Origin of the sequence: Nonomuraea sp. NPDC005501 (genome assembly GCF_040605905.1) — a bacterium.
In the GTDB taxonomy this organism is placed as follows: domain Bacteria; phylum Actinomycetota; class Actinomycetes; order Streptosporangiales; family Streptosporangiaceae; genus Nonomuraea.
Map to the genome: position 1 here is coordinate 17,314 of NZ_JBEXDT010000030.1, position 26,349 is coordinate 43,662.

Consider the following 26,349-nt stretch of genomic DNA (forward strand, 5'->3'; position numbering starts at 1 on the left):
CGTGGACTCCGACCACCAGCGAGAAGACGGTCACAGTGCCTCGCCCATCTGGGTGAGCGACCGACCAGAGACCGAGACCGACGCCGACCCGGCCACCGCCGGGCAGAGCGGCGCCGAGCGATCGGCGGCCGCGTCCGTGCCCGCTTCCGTGCCCGTGGTGCGCGCCTCCCTGCGCGGCCTGATCCAGCAGCCCCGCTACCGCTCGCTCCGCAACCGCGCGCTGCTGGCGGTCGCCGTGGCGCTGGTCGCGGGCTTCCTGCTCGCCGACTGGAGGCTGGGCGTGACGGCGGGCGTCATCGCGGCGATCGCCGACGCGGTCTACCGTGCCCGGTCGAGCTCGACCGTGCCGGCGTGGCGGCGCGCCTCCGTCGCGGAGCGGCGCACCGAGGCCCAGCTGCGCAAGCTGGAGCGCAACGGCTACCGCACCCTGCACGCGAGGGCGATCCCCGGCACCGAGGCGCAGATCGACCACCTCGTCGTCGGGCCGACCGGCGTGTACGCGGTCGACTCGGAGAAGTGGGACAAGCAGCTGCCGGTCCGCGTGCAGATGGGCAAGAAGCTCTACCACGGCCCGTTCGACAAGAAGGCCCGCATCGCCGAGGCGAAGATGGAGGCGTCGGCGGCAAGCGAGCTGATCAGCCAGGTGTACGGCCGCGAGGTGCAGGTCGTGCCGTCCCTGGCGATCTACGGCCCCGCGGTGCCCTGGAAGATCATGACGATCCGCGGGGTGGACGTCTACGAGGGCGGCCGGGCCCGTAAGTGGATCACCAAGCGCGAGCGCGCGCTGACCGACGCCGAGATCGAGCGCCTGTACGAGATCGCGGCCGAGGTGCTGCCGGCCCGCTACGGCGAGGACTGACCCCGCCCGGTGCCGCGGCGGGCCGTCATCTGATCCGGCCGTGCAGCAGCTCGGCCAGGGTGGCGTGGGTCCGCTCCACGGGCCGGTCCGGGTAGAGCGCCCGCCGTTCGATGGAGACCGTCAGCACCATGCCGAAGACGGCGGTGGCGGCGGTCTCCACGTCGAGGTCGGCCCTGACCTCGCCGGCGGCGGCGGCCCGGCGCAGCACGCCCGCGTACACGCCGAGCGCCTGCTCGCGCAGCTGCGCCACCGCCTCCTGCCAGGCGGTCCGCCACATCTCGGCCAGCAGCACCCGCGCGAGCGGTCCGTGCTCCTCGAAGAAGCGCAGCTGGCCGAGGACGACGGAGTCGAGCGCCTCCAGCGCGGTCCCGCCGGTGTCGGCCGCCGCCAGGGCCTCGGCCAGCCGGCCGATCGAGTGCTCCAGCAGCGCGCCGAACAGCCCCTCCTTGCTGCCGAAGTTGTAGAACACGGTGCCCTTGGCCACCCCGGCCCGCTCGGCGATGGCCTCGACGGTCGTGGCGGTGTAGCCCTGCTCGGCCATCAGCTCGATGGCGGCTGCGAACACCTTCGAGCGGGTGTCCTGCCGGCTCACAGCGCCAGCTCCGGGTGCAGCCGCTTGACCGTCCATGTGCGGCCGCGCTGCACGGCGAGGGTGGTGAGCGCGATGCCCAGCACGAGGAAGGCGGCCAGCACGCCGCAGGCCTGCCAGACCACGGTCGGGTCGCCGCCGCTGATCAGCCGGCGCAGCGCCGCGACGACCCAGCTCATCGGCAGCCACGGCGAGATGGTCTGGAAGAAGCCGGGCGACGTCTCGATCGGGTACGTGCCGGCCGCCGAGGTGAGCTGGAGCATCAGCAGCGCCAGGGCCACGACCCGGCCGGGCGGGCCGAGCAGCGCGTTGACCGCCTGCACGACCGCGAGGAAGGCCGCGGCGGCCAGCAGGAGCAGGCCCGCCACGCCGGCCCAGTTCGCGGCCTGCAGGCCGAGGCCGAACCGCAGCACGGCCGCGAGCACGCCGACCTGGGCGGCGCCGAGCGCGACCGCCGGGAACCACCCGGACAGCGCGATCCGCAGCGCGCCCGACGTGCCGGCCAGGCGCCGCTGGTTGAGGGGCTTGAGCACCATGTACGCGATCATCGCACCGACCCAGAGGGCCAGGGGCAGGAAGAACGGGGCGAAGCCGGTGCCGTAGTTGGGCACCTCGTTGTCCACGTCCTTGTCCAGGTGCACGGGGTCGCTCATCATGTCGGCGCGGGCGTCGCGCTCCTGGGCGTCGTAGTCGGGGATCTGCTTGGCGCCGTCGCCGAGGCCGTCGGCCAGGTCCTTGGAGCCCTTGGCGAGCCGCGACAGGCCCTTGTCGACCTGGCCGGCGCCGTCGTGCAGCCGGTCCACGCCCGTGGAGAGCCGGTCGGCGCCGTCGCCGAGCCGGGTCAGGCCGCCGTCGAGCTGGGTGAGCCCGCCGGTGACCTGGGCGGACCCGGCGCGCAGCTTGGTGGCGCCCCGGTAGAGCTCGTCGGCGCCCCGGCCCGCCTTGCCCACGCTGCTGTCGATCTTGGCGGCGCCGGCGGCGAGCTTGGCCAGGCCGGCGTCGAGCTGGTCGACCTGCCGCCTGACCTCGTTCACGCGCGGGCCGAGCTGCGGGGCCACCTGAGCGATCCTGCGGGCGCTGGCCGCCAGCTCCCGGGCGCCGGCGGCCAGCTCGGCGGCCTCGGGGTCCTGGAGCCGGTCGGCCTGGTCGGCGACGCGCTCGGCGGCACTGGCCACCTGCGGGCCCCACTCGTTGAGGAGGGGGACGTACTTGTCGGCGATCTGGTCGACGGTGCGGGTCTGGGCGCGGACCTTGGCCGAGGCCTCCCGCGCGCCCTGCCGCAGCGGGGCGGTGCCCTGGCTGCGCAGCTTGGTCAGGCCGCCGCGCAGCTGCCCGATGCCGCGCTGGGCCTGGGTGATGCCGTTGGTGACCTGCGCGGAGCCGTCGCGCAGGCGGGCGGTGGCGCTGCCCGCGGTGTCGAGGCCGGAGGAGAGCTGCCGGGCGCCGCTCTCGGCCGTGCCGAGGCCGTCGTTGAGCTTGGAGACGCCGTCGCCGGCCTTGACCGTGCCGTCGTGGAGCCGGCCGGCGCCGTCGGCGGCCTCGGTGGTCTTGTCGCGGATGTCACCGATGGAGATGAAGACCCGGTCGAAGTAGCCGTGCACGGCGGTGCGCTCGGCGGCGGCCCGCACCTCGTTGAACACGGCGTCGGAGATGCTGCCGACGATGTAGCTGCGCCCCGTGTCGACGCGGACGCCGAGCTGGGCGGGCTCGGGCGTGCCCGCGTCGTCGGCGGGCGAGGCCAGCCGGGAGCTGAAGTCGGCGGGGACGGTCAGCGACAGGTAGTAGCTGCCGTCCCTGACGCCGTCGGCGGCCTGCCGGGGGGTCGCCTCGTGCCAGTTGAAGACGTGGCGCTCCCGCAGCTCGTCGGCGAGGTCCTGGCCGGCGTGCAGGGTCTTGCCGCCGGCCGTCGCGGGCCGGTCCTCCATGACCAGCGCGACGGGCACGCGGTCCAGGTTGCCCTGCGGGTCCCAGAACGACCACAGGTACAGCCCCGCGTACAGCAGGGGCAGCACGACGACCGCCGCCAGCGCCAGCCTGGGCAGTCTCGACCGCAGCATGCCTCTCATCACAGCTCCACGAGGTGGTCGTAGCGGGTGGGCGGGTGCACGCACGAGGCGACGACGGTGCGGTCCAGGCCGTCGAGCAGGGTCCAGAGCGCCTCCTGCCGGTCGGGCGGCAGGCCGGCGTCGACGTTGTCGGCGACGATCACCTTCGGGTCGTCGAGCAGCGCCAGCGCGACACCCAGCCGCACCTGGCCCTCGCGGTCCAGCTCGCGCACGAGCGTCCGCTCGCCGGCGTCGCCGAGCCGCAGCCCGGCCTGTCCCAAGACCTTCGGGTACGGCCCCCGCCCCCGCTCGCGCAGGTGCTCCCCGACGGTCAGCGCCCTGTCGAGGTCGGTCACCCCGTCCACGAGGGCCAGCGCGGCGACCTTGCGGATGGCGCGAGGTTTGACGTGGCCCGCCACGGCAAGGGTGCCCGCCGTGGGCTTCATCCGCCCGGCCAGCGTGAGGAGCAGGCTGGTGCGGCCGCTCCCGGCGGGACCGGCGACGACGGTGAGCGTGCCGGGTCCGGCCTCCAGGGAGACCCCGGCGTAAGCCTCCTCAACGGACAGGCCCTTGGCGACGATCACGGCGACTTCCCTCCCTTTGAACTGACCAGTCAGTACAAAAGATAGCTTACGCCGATTTCTGACGACTTTGGGGGTTTCGATACCGGCGTCCCACGGAACGGGAGCGAAGCGTCCGACTGGTGGACACCCTGTCTCAGCCACCGGGCGGCGGGCCGTACCATGTGAAGACTGGAAAGCGATGGGAGAAGCACTATGCCCGCCCTCAGGTCTCGTACGGTCACCCACGGCAGGAACATGGTCGGCGCGCGCGCCCTGCTCCGCGCCACCGGTGTAGCGGGCAGCGACTTCGGCAAGCCCATCATCGCCGTGGCCAACAGCTTCACCCAGTTCGTGCCGGGGCACGTGCACCTGCGCGACGTGGGCGACGTGGTCTCCGCCGCGATCCGCGAGGCCGGGGCGATCCCGCGTGAGTTCAACACGATCGCCGTCGACGACGGCATCGCCATGGGCCACGGCGGCATGCTCTACTCCCTGCCCTCGCGGGAGCTGATCGCCGACGCCGTCGAGTACATGGTCAACGCCCACTGCGCCGACGCTCTGATCTGCGTCTCCAACTGCGACAAGATCACGCCCGGCATGCTGCTGGCCGCGTTCCGGCTGAACATCCCGACGGTCTTCGTCTCGGGCGGCCCCATGGAGGCGGGCAAGACCCCCGGCCGCAAGCTCGACCTGGTCGACCCCATGGTCGCCGCCGCCGACGACTCCGTCTCCGACGCCACGCTGCTGGAGATGGAGGAGGCGGCCTGCCCGACCTGCGGGTCCTGCTCCGGCATGTTCACCGCCAACTCGATGAACTGCCTGGTCGAGGCCATGGGCCTGGGGCTGCCCGGCAACGGCACGATCCTGGCCACCCACCGGTCGCGCAAGAAGCTGTTCGAGGACGCCGGCCGGCGGCTCGTCGAGATCACCCGCCGCTACTACGAGGACGACGACGAGTCGGTGCTGCCGCGTTCGATCGGCACGCGCGACGCGTTCGAGAACGCGATGACGCTCGACGTGGCCATGGGCGGCTCGACCAACACGATCCTGCACATCCTGGCCGCGGCCCGCGAGGCGGGCGTCGACTTCGGCCTCAAGGAGATCAACGAGATCTCGCTGCGCGTGCCCTGCCTGTGCAAGGTGGCGCCCGCGACGAACAAGTACCACGTCGAGGACGTCCACCGCGCCGGCGGCATCCCCGCCATCCTGGGCGAGCTCGACCGCGCCGGGCTGCTCCACCGCGACGTGCCGACGGTCAACGGCGGCACCCTCGGCTCGATGCTGGCCCAGTGGGACCCGCTCTCGCCCCAGGTGCTGCCGGAGGCCGTCGAGCTGTGGCACGCCGCGCCCGGCAACGTCCGCACGGTCAAGCCGTACTCCCAGGACAACCGCTGGGACGACCTCGACCTCGACCGCGCCGAGGGCTGCGTGCGCGACCTCGAGCACGCCTACTCCGCCGACGGCGGCCTGGCCGTGCTCTACGGCAACATCGCCCGTGACGGGGCGGTGGTCAAGACCGCCGGCGTCGACGAGTCGATCTGGAAGTTCAGCGGGCCGGCGGTCGTGTTCGAGTCGCAGGAGCAGGCGGTCGAGGGCATCCTCGGCGGGCGGGTGAAGGAGGGCGACGTGGTGGTCATCCGCTACGAGGGCCCGAAGGGCGGCCCGGGCATGCAGGAGATGCTCTACCCGACCTCGTTCCTCAAGGGGAGGGGCCTGGGCAAGGCGTGCGCGCTCGTGACCGACGGGCGCTTCTCCGGCGGCACGTCCGGGCTGTCGATCGGCCACGCCTCGCCGGAGGCCGCCGAGGGCGGCGCGATCGCCCTGGTCGAGGACGGCGACATCATCGACATCGACATCCCGTCGCGCGTGCTGGAGCTGCGGGTGCCGGAGGCCGAGCTGGCGGCGCGGCGCGAGCGGCTGCTGGCCGACCTCGGCGGCTACCGCCCGCGCGACCGCGAGCGGCCCGTCAGCGTGGCGCTCCAGGCGTACGCGGCGATGACCACGTCCGCCTCGACCGGCGCCTCGCGCGACCTCACCCAGCTCTCCCGCTGACACCCGGCGCACCGCCCGGCTCCCCCGTCGAGGGGCGCCGGGCGGCGCTGTCCGTGGGGGTCAGTGTTCCCTTGCTTGCGCACACGCTTTCGAAAATTGTCGGCGGCGCTCCGTATCGTAGGGGTATGGCTAGAGTCGTGAAGCCCACCACCCGCCCGCTGACGACCGCCGAGATCGCCGCCCTCGCCCTCTCCCTGGCCCACCTCGGCACGGGCCCCCAGGCCGCCACCGCCAGGCGCGGCCTGCAGCACGCTCTGGAGCATCTGGAGCTCGACGACGACGTCATCGCCGCCACACTGTCGACGCTCACCGACCCCCTGCCCGTGGAGGTCGCCTCCCGGGCCCGTCTCATCGCCGACGCCATCACCAGCCGGATGATGATCCGGCTCCACTACTGCGACGCCGCCGGGCACGTCACCGTCCGTGACGTGGAGCCGGTGACGTGCCTGGTCCACCGGGAGTACTGGTACCTCGTCGGGGTGTGCCGGATGCGCCGGGCCATCCGGGCGTTCCGCTTCGACCGCATCCTGGCGGTCGAGCCGACGCTGACCCCGTCCCGCCCCCACCTGGCCGACCGGTTCCTGCCGTTCCAGCGCCGCAAGCGCGCCAGGGCCGCGTAGCGCCCGTAAAGCCCGTCAGGCGCGACGCACCGCGGGCCGCGCTCCGCCGCGCGGCCCGCACATGCCCGCGCCCCGCCGACCGCATACCGTTCACGGCATGAGCTATCGCGTCGCCATGGACATCGGAGGCACCTTCACCGACGTCGTCCGCTACGACGAGACGACCGGGTCAGTCGTGGCGTCGAAGGCGTCCACCACGCCCCACGACCTCGCCGAGGGCGTGTTCACCGCCCTCGCCCGGGTCGTCGACGACCCCGCCGAGATCTCGTACTTCGTGCACGGCACCACCCAGGGGCTCAACGCCCTGCTGGAGCGCAAGGGCGCGCGCGTGCTGCTGCTGGCGAGCGCCGGCGCCGGGGACGTGTACCACATCGCCCGCGGCAACCGTGACCGGATGTTCGACCTGCGCTACCGCAAGCCCACCCCGCTGGTCCCCCGCGAGGACGTGGCCGAGGTGGCCGGCCGGCTCGACTGGCGGGGCGAGGAGCTCGTCCCGCTGGACGAGGAGGGCGTGCGGCGGGCGGCCCGGCGGGTGCGCGAGGAGGGGTTCGACGCGGTCGCGGTGTGCCTGCTGTTCTCGTACGCGGACCCGCGCCACGAGGTGCGCGCCGGGGAGATCCTGCGGGAGGAGCTGGGCGACGACGTCCTCGTCGTGCTGTCGCACGAGGTGGCGCGCGAGTGGCGCGAGTACGAGCGCACCTCCTCCGCCGTGCTGGAGGCGTACACCGGCCCGGTCGTCCGCCGCTACCTGGCCGAGGTCGAGCGGCGCTTCGCCGAGCGCGGGCCGGGCGTGCCCGTCCACGTCATGCAGTCCTCCGGCGGCCTGGTCAACGCCGCCTACGCCATGCGCAGGCCGTTGCAGACGCTCCTTTCCGGGCCCGTGGGCGGCACCATGGGCGGCGTCGCGGCGGCCAGGCTCCTCGGCCGCGGCAACGTCATCTGCGTGGACATGGGCGGCACCTCGTTCGACGTGTCGCTGGTGGTCGACGGCCGCCCGGACGTGAGCGCCGAGGCGCGCATCGAGGGCCACCCGGTGCTGATGCCCGTCGTCAACCTGCACACGATCGGCGCGGGCGGCGGCTCCATCGCGTACGCGGAGGCCGGGGCGCTGCGGGTGGGCCCGGAGTCCGCCGGCGCGATGCCCGGCCCCGCCTGCTACGGCCGCGGCGGCACGCGGCCCACCGTCACCGACGCGAACGTGGTGCTGGGCCGGGTGGACCCGGCGTGGTTCGCGGGCGGCCTCATGGAGCTCGACGTGGAGGCGGCCGGAGCGGCCGTCGCCACGCTCGCCGAGGAGCTCGCCCTCGACCCCCTGGACCTGGCCGAGGGGGTGTGCGCCGTGGCCAACGCGAAGATGGCCCAGGCCATCCGGACCCTCACCGTCGAGCACGGGGTGGAGCCGCGGGAGTTCTCGCTGGTGGCCTTCGGCGGGGCCGGCGCGATGCACGCGGTGTTCATCGCCCGCGAGCTGGGCATCTCGGAGGTCGTCATCCCGCGCTTCCCCGGCGCGTTCTCCGCGTGGGGCATGCTGGAGGCCGAGGTCCGGCGCGACCTGACGCACCCGTACTTCCGGCCGCAGGACGCCCTCGACGGAGCCGAGCTGGCGGAGCTGCTCACCGGCCTGGAGGCGCGGGCGCTGGAGGCCCTGGCCGAGCAGGGCGTGCCGGCGGAGCGGCGCAGGGTCGAGCACGCCGTCGACATGCGCTACGAGGGCCAGGACTACACGCTGACGATCCCGCTGCGGGAGGCGGGCGAGCCGGCCGGGCCGGGCTTCCTCCGCGAGGTCGCCGCCCGCTTCGCCGAGGCCCACACCAGCCGCTACGGCCACGCCACCCCCGAGGCCCCGGTGGAGTTCGTCATGGTGCGCAGCACCGGCCTCGGGTCCTTCCCGCGCGCCGCCGCCGGCGTCCCCGACGTCCCCGCGGAGGCGGCGCCGGCCGTACGGGACGTGGTGTTCGACGGCGCCGTGCACACCACGCCGGTGCTGCGCCGCGCGCATCTCGACGGAGAGCTGGCCGGGCCGGCCATCGTGGTGGAGGAGACCGCGACCACGGTCGTCCCGCCCGGGTGCCTGGCCACGGTCGACGACAACGGCTTCCTCATCGTGAAGGTGGACCAGTGATCGACCCCGTGACCACGGAGATCATCCGCTGCGCGCTCGTCCAGGCGGCGGAGGACATGAACACCACGCTCATCCGCAGCTCCTACACGCCCGTCATCTACGAGGCCAAGGACTGCGCGGTCGCGCTGCTCGACCGCGACCACAACGTGCTCGGCCAGTCGTCGGGCCTGCCGATCTTCCTGGGCAACCTGGAGGTGTGCACCCGCGAGACCGAGCGCCGCCACGGGCCGGAGGTGTGGCGCGAGGGTGACGTGTGGGTGCTCAACGACTCCTACATCGGCGGCACGCACCTCAACGACGTGACCGTGTACGGGCCGATCTTCGTGGAGGGGGAGCTGGTGGGGTTCGCGGCGTCGCGGGCCCACTGGCTGGACGTCGGCTCCAAGGACCCGGGCGGCTCCATGGACTCCACCTCGATCTTCCAGGAGGGGCTGCGGCTCGGCCCGGTCAAGGTGTACGAGGACGGCCGGCCGTGCGCCGACCTGCACGAGGTCATCGGCGCCAACGTCCGCTTCCCGCATGCCACGCTCGGCGACCTGCGCGCCCAGGTGAGCTGCGTCATGATGGGCCGGCGGCGGCTGGCCGAGATCGTCACCCGGTGGGGCCTCGACACGGTCATGGCCGCCCGGGACGAGATCTTCGCCCAGACCGAGCGGATGGAGCGGGCCGCGATCGCCGCCATCCCCGACGGGGTGTACCGGGCGGGCGGGTACCTCGACAACGACGGCATCGACCTCGCGACGCCCCTGCCGGTGAACGTCACCGTCACGGTGTCGGGCGAGTCGATGAACGTGGACCTGACCGACTGCGCCGACCAGGCGCTCGGCCCGGTCAACTGCGGCGCCGCGCAGGCCGTCGCGGCGGTGCGGGTGGGCTACAAGCTGCTCGTGTCGGGCGACGTGCCGCTCAACGGCGGCTCGTTCCGGCCGCTGTCGGTGGAGACCCGGCCCGGCTCCATGCTGGCCGCCCGCTCCCCTGCCGCGTGCCAGTACTACTACTCGCACCTCGGGCTGCTCATCGACCTCGTGGTCAAGGCCCTGGCACCGGCCCTGCCGGAACGGGTCGCCGCGGCGTCGTACGGCGACTCCATGATCGTGCAGTTCACCGGCACCGACCCGCGCACCGGCAAGCTCTACGTCTCGCAGGAGGCCACGGTCGGTGGCTGGGGCGCCTGGGAGGGCGGCGACGGCGAGACGTGCCTGATCAACAACGTCAACGGCTCGCTGCGCGACATGCCGATCGAGGTGCTGGAGACGCTGTTCCCGGTCCGCGTCACCCGTTACGAGGTACGGCCGGGCAGCGGCGGCGCGGGCCGGTGGCGGGGCGGCGACGGTGTGGTCCGCGAGTACGAGTTCTGCTCCGGCACCTCGCTGTCCCTGTGGTTCGAGCGGTCGGTCACCCCGGCGTGGGGGCTGGCGGGCGGCGAGGCGGGCGCTCCGCCGCGCGTCACGCTCAACCCGGGCACCGCGGGCGAGCGTCGGATGCTCAAGGTCAACGCCCTGCCGGTCGGCGTGGGTGACGTGCTGCGCTGCGAGTCGGGGGGCGGCGGCGGGTACGGCCCGCCCACCGCGACCGCGACCGGGTAGTGTCCGCGGCACCCGGCCCGCACGCCGGAGCCTGTGCACGCCGCCCTGACCTCACCAGCATGTGCGCAGGTCAGCCAGGGCGGTCAGGCGTGCGCCGGGCGCCGCAGGTTCAGAGGAAGACCATGGATCGGGAGCAGTCCCGGATCAGGAGCAGCAGCCGCCTCCGCAGCAGCCGCCTCCCCCGCCGCCTCCGCCGGCGGCCGGACGGGGAGCGGCGGCTCCGCCGGTCATGGCCACCATCGACAGCAGCTTGACCGTGTCGTCGTGGCCCTCCGGGCAGGGCGCCGGGTCGCCGGAGGCGGACATGGGACGGGACACCTCGAACGTGGAGCCGCACGCGCGGCAGCGGAAGTCGTAACGTGGCATGAGCACAGGGTACGACGACGGATCAGGCGGATCCGCCGAACCTCACGTGCGCGTAGTCCGCGACCGGCTCGTAGCCGATGGCCTGGTAGACGGCGTTGCTCGTCGGGTTGGCCAGGTCGGTGAACAGGACCACCTCGTCGCACCGCTCGTCCAGCGCCCGGCGGCTGGCGAAGGCGGTGACGGCCGAGCCGTAACCGCGTCGCCGGCAGGCCGGAGGTGTGTAGACAGGCCCGATGCGGCACATCCCGCCCACTCCGGGCGACACCCCCGCCATCGAGACGGGCACGCCGTCCTCCTCCCACACCACGAGATCCCCGCGGGCCAGCCGCCGCGTGGCCGCCTCGACCGGATCGCCGCTGTCCATGCCCACCTCGGCGCCGAACGCCTCCAGCCACGCCACCGTCAGCGGGAAGTCGGCGGCCGTGGCCACCCGGCCCCGCCCCGGCGTCCCGGGGACCGTGAGGCCGCCCAGCCGGTAGAGGCGCTCGGCGCGTACGTCACCGGACCGGCCGAGCGCCTCGCAGGCCGCCTCGGCGAGCCGGCGCGGCCCCACGATGGCGGGAACGTCGCCGATCTTCTCCCGCATCAGGGAGATCCCCGCCTCGACCGGCATGTCGGCGAGCACGAGCGCCCGGGGTGGCGTGCGGAACGCGGCGCCGCGCACCTCGCCCCCGGACGTCCACCAGCCGAAAACCGCGCCCTGCGCCGGCATCCCCTCATGGATGTCGGCCAGCACGGTCAGCGGGACCGTGTTGCGCACGGGATCGGCCAGCAGGAACGGCTCGGCGGCCGCGGCGTATTCGGCGACGTCCGCCGTGAAGGTCCACATGCCGGGATCCTGCCATCCGCCCGTGAAACGGCACAAAGCAGTTGTCGCGGGTGGGCGAACGACGGGCCCGCACCTCTTCGGTGCGGGCCCGTCGTCCGGCGCTAGGCGGCCTCTTCGAGGTAGGGCGCCCATTGCGGGTCACCGACCAGCGAGGCGCCGATCAGCCTCCAGTGGGCGCCCCGTGGCACCGCCGGGGTGACGCGCAGCGACCACCCCAGCTCCTCCAGGTACTTGTCGGCCTTGCGATGGTTGCACGTCGTGCACGAGGCCACGCAGTTCTCCCACGTGTGGGCCCCGCCGCGCGAGCGGGGGATCACGTGGTCGATGGTCTCGGCCCGCTGGCCGCAGTAGGCGCAGCGGTAGTCGTCGCGGCGCATGAGCGCGGCCCGGGTGAGGGGGATGCGCGACCGGTAGGGGATGCGGACATATCTTCGGAGCCGGATCACGGAGGGCACGTCGAGCGTGCGGCTGGCCGAGCGCAGGACCGCGCCCCGCCCGTCGCGGTGCACGACGTCGGCCTTCTCCCGCAGCACCAGCACGATGGCGCGGTGCAGGGAAAGAGTCGTGAGTGGTTCGTAGGTGGCATTCAGCAGCAGGACCTGGCGCATCATCGGGCCTCATCCCGCCGCGCGCGTATCAAAGGGGACATGCAGTGGCATGTCCCGGCTGTCGGCCCCTCCTGGGGCATCGATGCTTCCGTCACGTGGACCTCCGCCGGACGGTCCAGCGGATGAGCACCACGGCACCGTCCTGTCACCCAGTTTGGCGTTTCCCGCGTGGTCCCCGCCACCCCATAACCCCCAGCCCGGAATGACCGGAGGGACGCACGGTACGTTTTATGCCCGTATCACCCGGGCTTTACGCGCGTTCGTTCGCAGTAAGGTTCGGGCATGACGCGAGAGCCGTATCCCACCGCGCGCCGTGAGGACACCGTCGACGTCCTGCACGAGACGCCCGTGCCCGACCCGTACCGCTGGCTGGAGGATCCGGACAGCCCCGAGACGCAGGGCTGGCTGCTCGCTCAGGCCGATCTGTTCAAGCGGGAGATCGGGCAGCAGCGCTTCCGGGAGCGCATCGGTGAGCTGCTGCGGTCCGGCTCCGTGGGCACGCCGGCCTGGCGCGGCGGACGCTGCTTCTTCAGCCGCCGCACCCCCGACCAGGAGCACGCGGTCTACTACGTCGCCGAGCCCGACGGCACCGAGCGGGCGCTGGTCGACCCCATGGCCATCGACCCGTCCGGGCTCACCACGCTCGACGCCGTCCAGCCCGACAAGGAAGGGCGCCTGCTCGCGTACCAGATCTCGGTGGGCGGAGACGAGGAGTCGGTCCTCTACATCATCGACGTCGCGACCGGCTCCCGCGTCGAGGGGCCGATCGACCGCTGCCGCTACTCCCCCGTGGCCTGGCTGCCGGGCGGCGAGGCGTTCTACTACGTGCGCCGCCTGCCGAGCACCGAGGTGCCGGAGAACGAGTCGCAGTTCCACCGCCGCGTCTACCTGCACCGGATCGGCACGTCCACCGAGGACGACGTCATGATCTTCGGCCAGGGCCTGAAGATGACCAACTACTACGGCGTCTCCGTCTCCCGCGACGGGCACTGGCTGCAGGTCTCCGCGCACGAGGGCACCGCTCCGCGCAACGACCTGTGGGTGGCCGACCTGACCGCCTCGACGCCGGACCGGCCGAAGCTCGTGGCCGTACAGGAAGGCGTGGACGCGCAGACGGGGCTCACGTTCGGCCGCGACGGCAAGCTGTACGTCCACACCGACCGCGACGCGCCGCGCGCCCGCGTCTGCGTCACCGACCCCGCGACGCCGGGCGCCGACGGGTGGCGCGATCTCATCACCGAGGACCCCGAGGCGGTGCTGTCCGACTTCGCCATCCTCGACGACCTGGACCGCCCGGTCATGCTGGTGAGCTGGACGCGTCACGCCATCAGCGAGATCTCGGTGCACGACCTGGCCACGGGCGAGCGCCTCAGCGGGGTGCCGACTCCCGGTCTCGGCTCGATCGGCGGCCTGTCGGAGCGGCCCGAGGGCGGCTTCGAGGCGTGGTTCGGCTACACCGACAACACCACCCCGCCGACCATCCAGCGCTACGACGCCCGCACCGGCGAGACCACGCTCTGGGCCGCCTCGCCCGGCGCGGTCCAGGTGCCGCCGGTGCGCACCTCCCAGGAGGTCTACCGGTCCCAGGACGGCACCGAGGTGCGGATGCTCGTCATCGCGCCGGTCGACGCCGAAGGGCCGCGCCCCACCATCCTGTACGGCTACGGCGGCTTCGGCCTGTCGATGACGCCCGGCTACTCCGCGTCGATCCTGGCCTGGGTGGAGGCGGGCGGCGTGTACGCCATCGCCAACCTGCGGGGCGGCGGCGAGGAGGGCGAGGACTGGCACCGCACGGGCATGCTCGCCGACAAGCAGAACGTGTTCGACGACTTCCACGCGGCGGCCGAGCACCTCATCGCCACCGGCGTCACCACGCGGGAGCAGCTCGCCATCTCCGGCGGCTCCAACGGCGGCCTGCTCGTCGGCGCCGCCCTGACACAGCGGCCCGACCTGTACGCCGCCGTGGCGTGCTCGGCGCCGCTGCTGGACATGGTCCGCTACGAGCTGTTCGGGCTGGGGGCCACCTGGAACGTCGAGTACGGCTCGGCCGAGGACCCGGAGCAGTTCCGGTGGCTGTGGTCGTACTCGCCGTACCACCACGTGCGCGAGGGCGTGGCGTACCCGGCGGTGCTGTTCACGGTGTTCCAGTCGGACACGCGGGTCCACCCGCTGCACGCGTGGAAGATGTGCGCGGCGCTCCAGCACGCGACGTCGTCGGACCGGCCGATCCTGGTGCGCACCGAGACGGAGGTGGGGCACGGGGCCCGCTCGATCAGCCGCACGGTGGACCTGTCGGCAGACACCCTCACCTTCCTGGCCCACCACACGGGGTTGTAGGGGCGGCTTCCCTCCCCCGCCATCACGGGGCCTGGCCTGTTGACCGCATCGCCGGTCCGCCTCGCCGTGCCCGCCGGCCTTTCGGGCACGGCGGGCAGGGACGGCACGCGAGCCGACCTCGGCCTTGCCCGTGTCCCTCCTGTCGCTACCCCGGAGGTCCGCGGGGCCGAGAATCGTCGGTGGCGCCGCCTATAGTCGCCCATATGAGCCCGCCCAGGCAGATGCCAGAACCGGGACCGGGACCGGGGCTGAGACCGGGACCGGGACCAGAGCCGACGCCCACGCCAGGCCGACGCCGGAGCCGAGGCCAGGGCAGGTGCCGGAGCCGCGGCTGATTTCGGAGCAGAGCTGATGACCGAGCCGGAGCTCGTGATGGTGGACGCCGTCCCCAGCCCTGCGCTGCGCCCGTACGTGACACGCCTGACCGCCTACCGCGAGACCCCCGCACACCCGCTGACGCGCAACGAGGCGGCCTTCCCCGGCGCGGTGCTGATCCTGGGGCTCGGAGCGGCGATGGAGGTCGGCGGCGTGCGCGTCACGTCGTTCGCGGCCGGGCCGGGCGACCGTTTCACGACGACCCGGACAAGCAGAACGACCGACGGTGTGCAGGTGCACCTCACCCCGTTCGGCGCGAGACGCCTGTACGGCCTGCCCATGCGCCACCTGGCCAACACCGTGGTCCCGGTCACCGACGTGCTGGGTCCCCTGGCCGAGCCCACACTGACCCGGCTGGCGGAGACACCGTCGGGGCACGACCGGCTGGCGCTGGTCGACCGGCTGCTGCGCGAGCGCATCCTGGCCGGACCCGAGCTGGGCCCGCAGGTGCCGTGGGCGTGGGCGAAGCTGGTGCGCTCCGGCGGCCGGGTGCGCGTCTCGGCGCTGGCCGAGGCGCTCGGCTGGAGCCACCGGCACCTGGTGGCGCGCTTCCACGACGAGGTGGGGATCACGCCCAAGACGGCGGCGCGGGTGATCCGGTTCGGCCGGGCGGCTGCCCTGCTGAGGGCCGGCACGCCCATCGCCGACGTCGCCGGCGCGTGCGGCTTCTACGACCAGGCCCACCTCAACCGGGAGTTCCGGGCGCTGGCCGGCACGACGCCCGGTCAGATTCGTCCAAGACCCGGCGCGCCCCGCCGCGCACACTGACCATGTGGAACGAACCGTTTACGCGCTCGTGCGCTACCCGGACTGCACCGCCGCCCTCGACTTCCTGACCACCGCGTTCGGCTTCCGGGCGCACGAGGTGTCCAAGGACGACCAGGGCGGGGTCAGTCACGCCGAGCTCCTCGTCGAGAACGACATGATCATGCTGGGCCGGGGCAGGACCGGCGGCCCGGGGATCTACATCGCCGTGGCCGACCCCGACGCCCACCTCGCCCGCGCACGGGACGCGGGCGCCCGCATCACCATGGAGCTCACCGACCAGCCGTACGGGTCCAGGGAGTACGCCTGCGAGGACCCGTACGGCAACCAGTGGTTCTTCGGCACCTACCGCCCCTGACCCGGCCGTCTCATCACGGCCGGGCCCCCGCCGCCGACCCGGCCGCGGACGGCGGAAACGCCGGAACCGAGGGGGATGACAAACCCAGGTCTGATTCACGCCCCCGGATATCAGACCGTGGTCCGACGCGCCACACCCGTCCCGTGCAGCATCGTGATCCGCATGCTGAAGTCAATCGCCATGGCACTGGTCCTGCTGACCGCCGGGAGCGGGATGCGCGCCCAGCACGCGGCAGACGCTCTCGAGTGGAGCCCGTGCCCCAACGACAAGGTCGGCATGCGGTGCGCCGACCTTCAGGTTCCCGTCGACTGGCAGGACCCCGGCGGCCGCAAGATCACCCTCAAGCTGGGCCGCCTCGCCTCCACCGGCACCTCGGAGGGTGTCGCCCTGATCGCCTACGGCGGCCCGGGCGGGCCCGGCGTCGCCATCACCCAGGCGCAGTCCGGCTGGTGGACCGACCTGCGTAAACGCATGGACATCGTCACGTGGGACACCCGCGGCTACGGCGCGCAGTTCGGCGGCCTGAGCACCGGCCTGCCCTGCCTGTGGACCCGCATCCCGCTCCCCGCGTTCCCGCGCAACGACGCCGACTTCGGCCGGCTGTCCGACACCAACCGCGGTCAGGCGGAGGTCTGCCGCCAGGCGGATCCCACGCTCTTCGCCACCATGAGCTCCGCCGACCACGCCCGCGACATGGAGGCCATCAGGAAGGCCCTCGGCGGCGCCAAGCTCAACTACTACGGCGCCTCCTACGCCGGCTTCTACGGCCAGGCCTACGCCCGCCTCTTCCCGGACCAGGTGCGCACGATGGTCCTCGACGGCACCTGGAACCACAGCGCCGCCGACTGGAGCCGGGAGCTGGAGGAGATGGCGAAGGGCAACGAGCGGTTCCTGACCCGCTTCTTCGACTGGTGTGCCGCCAACGCCTGCCAGGACGTCCCCGCCACATGGCGAGCGCTCGTGGCCAGAGCCGACCGCGTTCCCGTCCCCGCCGCCAAGAACGTCGCCTACACGGGCGGTGACCTGCAAGCCTTCGCCATCGCATCGGCCAGACAGGGCCGGACCGCCTGGCCGGGCCTGGCGCAGGCCATCCGCAAGGCTCACGCCGGCGACGCCTCCGCCTTCCTCCCCGCCAGAGGCGCCCGCTACCCCGACCAGGCCACCGGCGTGACGGAGTGCACCGACTGGCCTCGCGCCGCCGACCGCAAGGAGCTCGACGCGACGATCAGCCGTCTGCGGAAGGTCGCCCCCAACGCGGGTCCGGCCGGCACCATAGCGACCGGCGTGCTGCAGTGCATCGGCTGGCCGACTCCCGTCACCAACCCGCCCGCCCCGCTTCCCAAGACCCTTCCGCCTCTGCTCGGCGCGGGCGCCTGGGGCGAATCGGACGCGGTCGCCAGAGCGATCGGCCAGGTCGCCGGCAGTGTCACGATCAACCATGACGGCCCCGGCCACACCCTGTACGGCGCGAACACCTGTGCTCGCGACCACATCAACCGCTACTTGACCGACAAGGTCCTCCCACCCGAGAACACGACGTGCTGACCCGCGCCCCGCGAAGGCGGCTCCCGCATTCGCACCTGCGTCGTGTCCGTCCGCGCCAGTGCCTCATCGACCATGTCGAACGTGATGAGCCGGGTCAGCTCACTCGGATGATCCGAATCCGCCGCCACCGGGGAGCGACACCACCACCGCTGACAGCAACCCGCCCAGGGCGGACGGCTCAGCGGGGGAAGACGATGGTCTTGTGGCCGTCGAGGAGGACGCGCTGCTCGGCGTGCCAGCGGACGGCCCTGGCCAGCGCCACGCACTCCACGTCACGCCCGATGGCGGCGAGGTCCTCGGGCGAGTGACTGTGGTTGACCCGGGCCACCTCCTGCTCGATGATCGGCCCCTCGTCCAGGTGCGACGTGACGTAGTGCGCGGTCGCGCCGATCAGCTTCACGCCCCGGGCGTGCGCCTGGTGGTACGGCTTGGCGCCCTTGAACGACGGCAGGAACGAGTGGTGGATGTTGATGGCCTTGCCCGCCAGCTTGGCGCAGAGGTCCTCCGACAGCACCTGCATGTAGCGGGCCAGCACCACGAGGTCCACCTGGTAGTGCTCCACCAGGGCCAGCACCTCGGCCTCCTGCCGGGGCTTGGTCTCCGGCGTGATCGGCAGGTGGTGGTAGTCGATTCCGTACGACTGGGTGAGCGGGCGCAGGTCGGGGTGGTTGGAGGCGACGGCGACGACCTCGATGTCCAGGGTCTTCTTGTGAACCCGGTAGAGCAGGTCGTTCAGGCAGTGGTCGAACTTGCTCACCATGATGAGCACCCGCGGCTTCCTGGCCATGTCGCGCAGCTCGAACTCCATGCCGAACTCCGGCGCCAGCGCGGCGAAAGCGGCCCGGACCTCGTCCTCGGCCAGCGGGGAGGTGAACTGGACGCGCATGAAGAAGCGGCGCGCGGCCCGGTCGCCGAACTGCTGGCTCTCGGTGATGTTGCAGCCCTGCCCGGCGAGCAGCCCGGAGACGGCGGCCACCACCCCTGGCCGGTCGGGGCACGACAGGGTCAGGACGTACTCGGCTGGGCTCATGTCATTACTTTCGCGGACGTGGAATGGTAGGCGCGGTCGCTGCCGACCCGGGCAGGTTACAACCCACCGGCCGGGCCCACCCGGCCCTTCGGCACACGTACTTCCGGGGCACGTGCCGTCCTTCCGGGGCACGTTGCCGTCCTTCCGGGACACGTGCCGTCGGGACGCGCGGCTTCCTGCGCACGTCTCCCGAGCGTACCCGCCGCCCTGACCCCGCCCTTCCGCCCTGTCCCAGATCGGCCCCGGCCGTCCACCGCTCCGTCCCGGACCCGAAACCGGTGGGCGCCTCCTCCCAGGTCCGTGAGCGGCGGATGCGCCGCCCTCGTGGCCCGTATCCCAGCCAAGGCCCCACTGACCCGCGCTCTCCAGCAGAATAGGATTCCATCCATCACCAAGCCGATCTTGGGTATCTATCAGGCGATGCCAGGCGGCCGGCTGGCGGAACGGAGGCGCGCTCACCCTTGGACTACGTCGTACTGGTCGCGGTCGCCTGTCTGTTCGCGCTCGTGACCGGCATGAACGACGGGGGTGCGCTCCTCGCGACCGGCCTCAAGCTACCGACCGTACGGCCCGCCACCGGCATCCTCACCCTCGTGGTCATGGTGGCGTTGGTGCCCTTGGCGACCTACGCCGTGGCGCAGACGTTCGTGCACCGCCTGGCCACGTTCGACGGGCCGGGCGGGCGGACCGCGATGACGGTCGCCGTGCTCTCCGCCCTCACCGTCGTCACCGTGCTGAGCGCGAGGGGCCGTCCGACGAGCCTCACCCTGGCCATCGTCGGCGGCCTGACCGGGGCGGGGCTCGGCTGGGGGCTGCCCGTCTCCGGCAGTGCGGTCGCGACGGTGCTGGCCTTCGGCATCGCGGCGCCGTTCGTCGGCGGGTTCCTGGCGTGCGGGGTGACGCTGCTGCTGTTCCGGTGGACCACCGCGCGGGGGCTGTGGCGCTGGCACTGGGCGGGGTTCCTCCTGCAGACCGTCGCCTACGCCGCCAACGACGGTCAGAAGATGCTCGCCGTCTTCATGATCGCGCTGGGCTTCTCGGGCGCTCCACTGCCGTACACGACGCTGGTCGCGTTCCTGTTCGGGCTCGGCGCCCTGTACGGCCTGCCCAAGGCGGGCCGCACACTCGGCCAGGAGATCATCGCCTCCCGCCCGCTGCACGGGGTGTCGGCGGAGCTGGCCTCGGGCACGGCGGTGATCTGCTGCGCGGTGCTCGGCATGCCCGTGAGCATGACCCAGACCGTGGCCGGCGGCCTGATCGGCGCCGGGGTGGCCCAGGGCGGAGGGCGCGTCCGCTGGTACGCCGCCGTCAAGATCGTCGTGGCCTGGTTGCTGACTCTTCCGGCGAGCGCCCTCCTGGCGGGCGTCGTGGCCTACATCCTGTCCTCGACATGACCCCGGTGAACCCCTGAGGGGCATAACCCTGACGAGCTTTGATGCGGCATGAGCCGTGGAAGGAGCGTTATGAGGCGACTTCGGCGCATCCGCGATCTCATGACCGGCCGGATGGACAGCGCGTTGACCGAGGCGCTGCTCGGCCAGCTCGAAGCGACCAAGCAGGGTGCCTGGCTGGCCATGGCCATGATCGGCGGCGAGGTGGGCCGGACGGGGGCGCACGAGCAGATGCGGACGATCGAGCACCTCGGCGACGAGGAGCGCCGCCGCCTCGTCGAGGAGCTGAGGAGCGCTCTGGTCACCCCGATCGACCGGGAGGACCTGTTCCGGCTCTCGCGCTCCATCGACGACGTGCTGGACTCGCTGCGCGACTTCGTACGGGAGTCGCACCTGTACCGCGTGCCGGACCAGATCCGCTTCAGCCCCCTGCTCGACCAGGTGATCGCCGGGATCGACGCCCTGGAGAACGCGGTGCGCGACCTCGCCTCCCGCCCTTCGGCCGTCGTCCACGACGCTTTGGAGGCCAAGAAGACGGGCGGACAGATCCGGCGGATGTACCAGTACGAAATTTCCCGCATCTTCTCGGGCGAGCTCACGGCGGAGGCCATGAAGCAACGGGAGCTGGTGCGACGCCTGGAGATCGTCGGCATGGCCATCGGCGACGCCGCCGACGCCATCGCGGACGGCGCCATGAAACGCTGACCAGGCGCCACGCCCTGCCGACCAGGCGCCATGCGGTCCTGACCGGGCGCCACGAACTGCTGACAGGCCTTACGGGTCCATGCGCTGATCCAGCGTCGGGGGGATGGTGCCGGCCGTCCTGAACGACGCTGCACGCCCCGCAGCCCGCGAACAGTCACGGCCGTCGTGAGCCACGCCTCGCGTCCCGCAGCCCGCGAACAGCCACGGCCCTCGTGAGCGACGCCTCGCGTCCCGAAGGCGGTCACGGCGATGTCCGCCGCCCGGAGTCGATTCCGTACGGGGTCAGAAGGACACGGTGAGGCCGCCGGAGGCCACCATGAGATCGCCGGTGTACTCCTTGGCCGCCGCCTCCAGCGCCGCCTCCGGCCGGGTGCCGGGCCACAGGTGGGTGAGCACCAGCCGACCCGCTCCCGCCCGTGACGCCGTACGGCCCGCGTCCAGGGCGCTCGACAGGTACGGGGCGTCCTCGTCCGGCACCCGTTCCGGATAGGTGGCTTCGGCCAGCAGAAGGTCGGCGTCCCGGGCCAGCTCGGCCAGTTCTGCGGCGGGTCCGGTGTCGCCGGTGTAGGCCAGCGTCCGGCCGCCCGCGGTGAGTCGCAGCCCGGCGTTGGGGACGTGGTGGGGCAGCGCCCAGGTGTCCACCCGGAAGGGCCCGAGCTCCACCACCGCCCCCGGCGCCAGCTCGTACAACACGTGACTGGAGGCCAGCATGCGCGGGTTGTCCAGGGCCAGCACGGCGTCGAGCGCGCCGGGCGGCGCGTGGACAGGAAGCGCGGCCGGTGGGGCGTCGCCCAGGGCGCGGGCCCGCAGCAGCGGGTTGAGGTCGGAGCAGTGGTCGGGGTGGCCGTGGCTGACCAGCACCGCGTCCACCTCCTCGGCCGCCACCGACTCCAGCAGCCTGGGAAGGGTCGCGTAACCGGGGTCGATCAGCACCCTGAAGCCGTCGTACTCCACCAGGTAGCCGCTGCACGCCTGGCCCGCCGCCGGCCACGCCCCACATCCGCCCAGCACGGTAATCCTCACACATGCCTCCCGAACCCACCCAAATCTGCCTCGAACGGGCCCATCCTCGCGTACCTCCGACCGGCCGGACCACTGGACTGCCCAGGCACCCGGCCAATCCGGCTACCCGCCCGACCACCGGTCACGCCAGCTGACGGCCGCCCGTCCGCTCACAGCCGTACGGGGGAGCTGCCGGTGAGTGGCCGCCCGCGAGGAGCCGCCCGTGGGAGGCCGTTCGCGAGGGACCGTTCGTGAGGAGCCGCCCGCGAGGAGCCGCCCGTGGGAGGCCGTTCGCGAGGGACCGTTCGTGAGGAGCCGCCCGTGAGGAGTCACCTGTGAGAGGCCGCAGGTGGCGGGAGGGTCAGGTTTCGCCGAGCTCGGTGAGGGTCGTGTGCAGCAGGCCGCGCAGCAGCGCGCCGCCCGCCTTCTCGTGCTCCGCCTCCACCGGCAGCCCCTCCGCCACCCGGGCCTGGTAGATGTCGCGTTCCAGCTCGTCGGTGTACGGCTGCGCGGTCAGGCCCACCACGACCACCACCCGGTTGCCGCCCGGGGTCAGGACGGCCACGGCGTGGGTGCGCAGGCACGTCTCCTCCAGCCCGCCGTACCAGCCGCACTTGACGGCCGCCTCCGGCGCCGCGAGCGCCTCCCGGGCGCCGAACGTCTGCTCGCCGCCCACCAGGCGCATCCACTCCAGGATCGCGCCCGCGACCGGGTCGCCCGCCAGGGCCGCCTGGGCCAGCTCCGCGTACGCGGCGGCGACCTCGGCGGCCGACACCTCCACGGACCCGAACCGCGACGGATCCGCGTTCGGCGGCGCCCAGCGGACACCCGTGCGGCGGTGGATCGCGTCCAGGATGGCGCGCGGGCCGACGGACAGCCACAGGGCGAGGGTGTCGGAGTTGGAGGAGACGACCACGGCCGGCTCGGCGTGGCGGCGCCAGCGCTCGTGGTCGCCGATCAGCCCGGCCGCCGCCCACGCGTACAGGGGTTTCAGCAGGGACGCACAGCGCAGCCGGTCCGGGCCCGCGGTGAGGGCCACGGAGCGGGGAGGCGGCCCGCCGTAGCCGCGTCTGATGCCGGCGGCCTGCGCGCCGGCGCCCGGCTGGAGTTCACGGAGCAGCTCGTCGAAGCCCACGCGTCCAACCGTAGTCCTATCCGGCCATGGTCCCGAGCGGGCCGGGGCCGGAGCGTCCAACCGCAGTCCCAGCCCCGGAGTCCCCAACGCCCGCGGTCTCAGCCCGCCGCAGTCCCAACCCCCGCAGTCCCAACCCCCGTTGTCCCAAGCCCCCGTTGTCCCAAGCCCCCCGTAGTCTCAACCCGCCGCGGTGCGAAGCCCTCCGGCGTGATGGTGGCGGTCACGGGACCGAGGCGCGTTGCTCGTCCGTCCTGGCCTCCGCCGTACGGCCCAGCGAGCGCAGCGCCACCGCGCGGTTGGCGTACAGGTCCGGTTGGGGATCGAGGGTGATCGCCCGGGACAGGTCGTCCACCGCTCCCTCGACGTCCCCCTCCGCGAACCGCAGCACCCCCCGGTTCCCCCACGCCGCCGCGAGCCCCGGCGCCGCGGCGACGGCGGCGTCCAGCGTCGCGTGCGCGTCCCCCAGCCGTCCCGCCGTCGTCTCCAGTTGCCCGAGCACCACGAGCAGGTGAACGTCGCCGGGCGCCAGCGCCAGCCCGGCGCGTACGTCCGCCCACGCCTCCTCGTCGCGTTCGAGGGCGGCCAGCAGCCCTGCCCGGTTGATGTACGCGTCCAGGTAGCCGGGATCGAGCTCCAGCACGTGACCCAGGTCGGCCAGGGCGCCGTCCGTGTCGTCGCGGGCGATCCGCAGCTCGGCGCGGTTGTAGTACGCCTCCGGCATCGGCGGCCCGGCCCGGATGGCGCTCTCGTAGTCGGCCAGCGCCTCGTCCGGGAGGCCGAGTTTGGCCAGCAGGTTGCCCCGGTCCAGGTAGTGGTCGGGGAAGCAGGGGTCGAGGGCGATGGCGGCGGTGTAGTCGTCCAGCGCCTCCTTGGTACGGCCGAGCGCCGCGAGCAGGCGGCCGCGGTTGGCGTGCAGCACCATGCGGTGCAGCGGGTGCCGCTCCCCCAGCTCGCCGGCCAGCTCCATGGCCGACTCCACCAGCGCGAGCGCCGCCTCGGGCCGTCCCTCCCGCAGCTCCACGAGCGCCAGCCCGTTGCGGTCGAAGCCGAGCTTGAAGGCCCTCTCGAACGGGTCACGCAGCAGGGTGGAGATGGCGATGGCCTCGTTGACCCACTCACGGGCCCGGGCGAGGTCGCGCCGCTCCGGGTCGGGGTCGCGGGCGTCGAGCATCGCCAACCCGTACGCGCAGGCGGCGTGGACCGCCGGATCCTGGCTGTACCTGCGCGCCCACGCCCACACCTCGCGCGCCTCACCGATGCGGCCGAGCCCGCCGAGCGCGGTCGCTGTGCGCTGCGCGAAGCGCCACCACAGCTCGCCGCCCGGCTCGGCCGTCTCCAGCCCGCGCCGGCCGACCTCGGCCACGGCGTGCAGGAACCCCTCGTGCACGCACCGGTCCACCAGGTCCCACAGCGCACCTGGGCCGCGCTGGTCGCCGGCGGGTGCGGGGCCGCCTTCGTACACGACGATGGTGAGCACGTCGGGCGGGATGCGGCGGGTCATGACGTCGAGCAGCTCGGCGTCCGTCGGGTCGGTCTCGGCGCCGTTGCACACCATCAGGGTGCGCCCCGGGGCCACGGCCTCGCGGACGAACTCCGTGAGCCCGTTGGCCAGCCGCAGGGTGCGGCGGGGCGCGGGCACGAGGATGCGCTCGTCGTCGGGCAGGCTCGCGTCGATCGTCGCGCGTCCGGCCGGGACCACGTCGCGCAGGCCCGGGGCCGCCGCCCTGATCTCGATGTCGTGGGCGGCGACCAGCTCTGGGGAACGTTCCAGCACCCCCGGCACGAGGTGGTGGAGCAGAGCGGAGGCGACGGTGTACGGGCCGTGGGGCCGGCGGTGTCCGTCGATCATCGGCATCAACAGCCGTACGGCCCCCGGCTCGACAGGCGGATCACTCGGTACCCGCTGGTGGGAAACTCCCCCGGTCACCCCTTGTGGATGACGCTCGAGGTTCCGGTGAGCTTCGCGGAGCCCGGCTTATGCACGATGATGCGCTTCATGGTGTTCTACCCCTCCATTGGGACTAATACACCATTATTCGGGCACAGCACCGAATATCAAGTTTTGGGACGCATAAGTTAGCTAGTAATAGCTGACTGGCGTGTTTATTCGATGATTATCAGATGGTCAGCCGTGCTGAAACCAGCACACCTTTGTCACCTCTCCGTTCTGCTCGGCCTCCTCGATCAGCGCGCACAGGCAACCTCCCGACAGCGTGACGGACCGGCAGCAGCCGGGACCGGGCACGTTGCGGGCGCGGACGATGACTGTCGCCCGCTGGATCAGCCGGTCCAGGCTCGGCTGGCCGCTGCCCTTGATCTGGTGAAGCTGCAGCCGGCACGCCGGGCTGTCGCCGCACGCCGCCCCCGCGACGGGCGGCCTCTGCGGCACGGGCGCCTCCCGCGGCTGACCCGGCTCGTCCCGTTTGACCTTGAGGTCCGCCAGCCTCTTCGAGGCCTGGCGGGACACGGCGAGCAGCTGCACGCGCCGCGGCGCGCCGTCCGCCGGCTCCTCCACCGGCGGTGGCGCCACCGGAAGGGGCGTCATGGGACGGGACGCCTCAGCACGCGGAGGCGCCGTCGTACGCGACGGTACGGCCAGGAGCATCGCCGCGCCCATGAGCCCACCACCGAGGATCATGCTCCAGTCCACCGGCTCGTGGAACCAGATCACCGCGATGGCCGCCACCCACAGCGGCTGCGACGACATGAGGACCGCGCTGGGCACGGCCGCCACGTGCGCCTGGCCGTACGAGCGGGCGAGGAACCCCAGAGCGCACGACACCACCGCCAGATGGGCGAGCACCCCCCAGTCGGGAAGGCTCACCGGGAGGCTCAGCCCGTCATGCACGGCGTAGCCGCCTGCCATGAGCCCGATGGTGCCCAGCTGGATGACGGTCAGGGCGTAGGCGTTGAAGCCCTCGCGGGTGCGCGAGAAGTGCGCCAGGAGGAGCGTGTGCCCCGCGTACAGGGCCGCGGCGACGAGCGTCACGCTGAGCGCCGACAGCGAGATCGGCTGGTCGCCGACGCCGCGCAGCAGCGTGAACACCGTCATGCCCGCCAGCGCCAGCGCGACCCCCGCCCACACCCGCCCCGGCATCCTCGTCCTGAACAGCACCAGCGCCAGGATGGGCGTGAGGACCACGCTGCACCCGACGGCGAACCCCGACACGGCCGAGGGCAGGCTGTCCAGCGCGAAAGCCTGCCCCACCTGGCCGACCCCGAACATGACGCCCAGGACCAGCCCGTTTCCCCACGTACGCCACGACAGCCCCCGCAGCGCGCCCGGGCGCAGGGCCAGGAGCGTCACTGCTGCGATCGTGTAACGCTCGGCCAGCAGATCCTCTACCGGCATCCGGAGAATGAGATCCTTCATCAGCGGGAACGCCGACCCCCATGCGGCGCTGACGAACAACAGAAGCACGGCTCCCAGGAGGGGTCGGGGAGCGGCCACGCCTGTCATGGCGGAA

22 protein-coding genes are annotated in these 26,349 nt (G+C 72.8%); 11 read left to right on the plus strand and 11 right to left on the minus strand.

Annotated elements, in window-relative coordinates; translation table 11 throughout:
• Window position 1: 1 nt before the first annotated feature.
• Window positions 2-859, plus strand: a complete 858-nt coding sequence (locus tag ABZS51_RS17045) for a nuclease-related domain-containing protein (RefSeq protein ID WP_355441409.1) — start codon at window positions 2-4, stop codon at window positions 857-859.
• A gap of 25 nt (window positions 860-884) precedes the next feature.
• On the opposite strand, the gene ABZS51_RS17050 is transcribed toward ABZS51_RS17045, so the two are convergent.
• The 3 genes from ABZS51_RS17050 to ABZS51_RS17060 are packed head-to-tail and all read right to left on the minus strand — an operon-like array spanning window position 885 to window position 4,077.
• On the minus strand, window positions 885-1,451 hold the full coding sequence (locus tag ABZS51_RS17050) for a TetR/AcrR family transcriptional regulator (protein ID WP_355441413.1): 567 nt from the start codon (window positions 1,449-1,451) through the stop codon (window positions 885-887).
• Window positions 1,448-3,505, minus strand: coding sequence for a YhgE/Pip domain-containing protein (locus ABZS51_RS17055; protein ID WP_355441416.1), 2,058 nt, complete (start codon window positions 3,503-3,505; stop codon window positions 1,448-1,450). The genes ABZS51_RS17050 and ABZS51_RS17055 overlap by 4 nt, the downstream gene beginning before the upstream one ends.
• A gap of 8 nt (window positions 3,506-3,513) precedes the next feature.
• Window positions 3,514-4,077: an ATP-binding cassette domain-containing protein gene (locus tag ABZS51_RS17060; RefSeq protein WP_355441419.1), complete on the minus strand. Its 564-nt coding sequence runs from the start codon at window positions 4,075-4,077 to the stop codon at window positions 3,514-3,516.
• 192 nt (window positions 4,078-4,269) lie between these two features.
• On the opposite strand from ABZS51_RS17060, the gene ilvD reads away from it, so the two are divergent.
• The 4 genes from ilvD to ABZS51_RS17080 all read left to right on the plus strand — a co-directional run bounded on the left by ilvD (window position 4,270) and on the right by ABZS51_RS17080 (window position 10,436).
• A complete protein-coding gene (ilvD, locus tag ABZS51_RS17065) occupies window positions 4,270-6,108 on the plus strand; it encodes a dihydroxy-acid dehydratase (RefSeq protein WP_355441422.1) in 1,839 nt (612 codons plus the stop codon).
• A 125-nt stretch (window positions 6,109-6,233) separates the two neighbouring features.
• The gene (locus ABZS51_RS17070) at window positions 6,234-6,728 is read left to right on the plus strand and encodes a WYL domain-containing protein (RefSeq protein WP_355441424.1); all 495 of its coding nucleotides are present in this window, start codon (window positions 6,234-6,236) and stop codon (window positions 6,726-6,728) included.
• Between the two features lie 97 nt (window positions 6,729-6,825).
• Window positions 6,826-8,850: a hydantoinase/oxoprolinase family protein gene (locus ABZS51_RS17075; protein ID WP_355441427.1), complete on the plus strand. Its 2,025-nt coding sequence runs from the start codon at window positions 6,826-6,828 to the stop codon at window positions 8,848-8,850.
• Window positions 8,847-10,436 (plus strand): hydantoinase B/oxoprolinase family protein, encoded by a 1,590-nt coding sequence (locus ABZS51_RS17080; RefSeq protein ID WP_355441430.1) that lies wholly within the window; start codon window positions 8,847-8,849, stop codon window positions 10,434-10,436. Before ABZS51_RS17075 ends, ABZS51_RS17080 begins: the two co-directional genes overlap by 4 nt.
• Before the next feature lie 144 nt (window positions 10,437-10,580).
• Here ABZS51_RS17080 and ABZS51_RS17085 read toward each other — a convergent pair whose 3' ends face one another.
• From ABZS51_RS17085 to ABZS51_RS17095, 3 genes are all read right to left on the minus strand, one after another.
• On the minus strand, window positions 10,581-10,802 hold the full coding sequence (locus ABZS51_RS17085) for a zinc ribbon domain-containing protein (protein ID WP_310712245.1): 222 nt from the start codon (window positions 10,800-10,802) through the stop codon (window positions 10,581-10,583).
• Between the two features lie 22 nt (window positions 10,803-10,824).
• Window positions 10,825-11,631, minus strand: coding sequence for a GNAT family N-acetyltransferase (locus ABZS51_RS17090; RefSeq protein ID WP_355441433.1), 807 nt, complete (start codon window positions 11,629-11,631; stop codon window positions 10,825-10,827).
• Window positions 11,632-11,732: 101 nt separating this feature from the next.
• Window positions 11,733-12,239 carry an HNH endonuclease gene (locus ABZS51_RS17095; RefSeq protein ID WP_310712302.1) on the minus strand — a complete coding sequence of 169 codons (507 nt, stop codon included), beginning with the start codon at window positions 12,237-12,239 and terminating at the stop codon, window positions 11,733-11,735.
• 282 nt (window positions 12,240-12,521) lie between these two features.
• Between ABZS51_RS17095 and ABZS51_RS17100 the strand changes: the two genes are divergently transcribed.
• The 4 genes from ABZS51_RS17100 (at window position 12,522) to ABZS51_RS17115 (ending at window position 17,619) form a co-directional block, all read left to right on the plus strand.
• Complete coding sequence (locus ABZS51_RS17100; RefSeq protein ID WP_355441436.1) at window positions 12,522-14,576, plus strand: prolyl oligopeptidase family serine peptidase; 2,055 nt, start codon at window positions 12,522-12,524, stop codon at window positions 14,574-14,576.
• A 351-nt stretch (window positions 14,577-14,927) separates the two neighbouring features.
• On the plus strand, window positions 14,928-15,719 hold the full coding sequence (locus ABZS51_RS17105) for a helix-turn-helix transcriptional regulator (protein WP_355441439.1): 792 nt from the start codon (window positions 14,928-14,930) through the stop codon (window positions 15,717-15,719).
• Window positions 15,720-15,723: 4 nt separating this feature from the next.
• A complete protein-coding gene (locus ABZS51_RS17110) occupies window positions 15,724-16,074 on the plus strand; it encodes a VOC family protein (protein ID WP_310712241.1) in 351 nt (116 codons plus the stop codon).
• A 162-nt stretch (window positions 16,075-16,236) separates the two neighbouring features.
• Complete coding sequence (locus ABZS51_RS17115) at window positions 16,237-17,619, plus strand: alpha/beta fold hydrolase (RefSeq protein ID WP_355441441.1); 1,383 nt, start codon at window positions 16,237-16,239, stop codon at window positions 17,617-17,619.
• A 178-nt stretch (window positions 17,620-17,797) separates the two neighbouring features.
• On the opposite strand, the gene purU is transcribed toward ABZS51_RS17115, so the two are convergent.
• On the minus strand, window positions 17,798-18,649 hold the full coding sequence (purU, locus tag ABZS51_RS17120; RefSeq protein WP_355441444.1) for a formyltetrahydrofolate deformylase: 852 nt from the start codon (window positions 18,647-18,649) through the stop codon (window positions 17,798-17,800).
• Between the two features lie 461 nt (window positions 18,650-19,110).
• Between purU and ABZS51_RS17125 the strand changes: the two genes are divergently transcribed.
• Window positions 19,111-20,043: an inorganic phosphate transporter gene (locus tag ABZS51_RS17125; RefSeq protein WP_355441448.1), complete on the plus strand. Its 933-nt coding sequence runs from the start codon at window positions 19,111-19,113 to the stop codon at window positions 20,041-20,043.
• Window positions 20,044-20,112: 69 nt separating this feature from the next.
• A complete protein-coding gene (locus ABZS51_RS17130) occupies window positions 20,113-20,745 on the plus strand; it encodes a DUF47 family protein (RefSeq protein ID WP_355441451.1) in 633 nt (210 codons plus the stop codon).
• A 282-nt stretch (window positions 20,746-21,027) separates the two neighbouring features.
• Here ABZS51_RS17130 and ABZS51_RS17135 read toward each other — a convergent pair whose 3' ends face one another.
• From ABZS51_RS17135 to ABZS51_RS17150, 4 genes are all read right to left on the minus strand, one after another.
• Window positions 21,028-21,768, minus strand: a complete 741-nt coding sequence (locus ABZS51_RS17135) for an MBL fold metallo-hydrolase (RefSeq protein ID WP_355441454.1) — start codon at window positions 21,766-21,768, stop codon at window positions 21,028-21,030.
• 340 nt (window positions 21,769-22,108) lie between these two features.
• Window positions 22,109-22,882 carry a hypothetical protein gene (locus ABZS51_RS17140; RefSeq protein ID WP_310712231.1) on the minus strand — a complete coding sequence of 258 codons (774 nt, stop codon included), beginning with the start codon at window positions 22,880-22,882 and terminating at the stop codon, window positions 22,109-22,111.
• A gap of 220 nt (window positions 22,883-23,102) precedes the next feature.
• The gene (locus ABZS51_RS17145) at window positions 23,103-24,731 is read right to left on the minus strand and encodes a tetratricopeptide repeat protein (protein ID WP_355441457.1); all 1,629 of its coding nucleotides are present in this window, start codon (window positions 24,729-24,731) and stop codon (window positions 23,103-23,105) included.
• Window positions 24,732-25,007: 276 nt separating this feature from the next.
• Window positions 25,008-26,342, minus strand: a complete 1,335-nt coding sequence (locus ABZS51_RS17150; protein ID WP_355441460.1) for a DMT family transporter — start codon at window positions 26,340-26,342, stop codon at window positions 25,008-25,010.
• Window positions 26,343-26,349 lie beyond the last annotated feature (7 nt).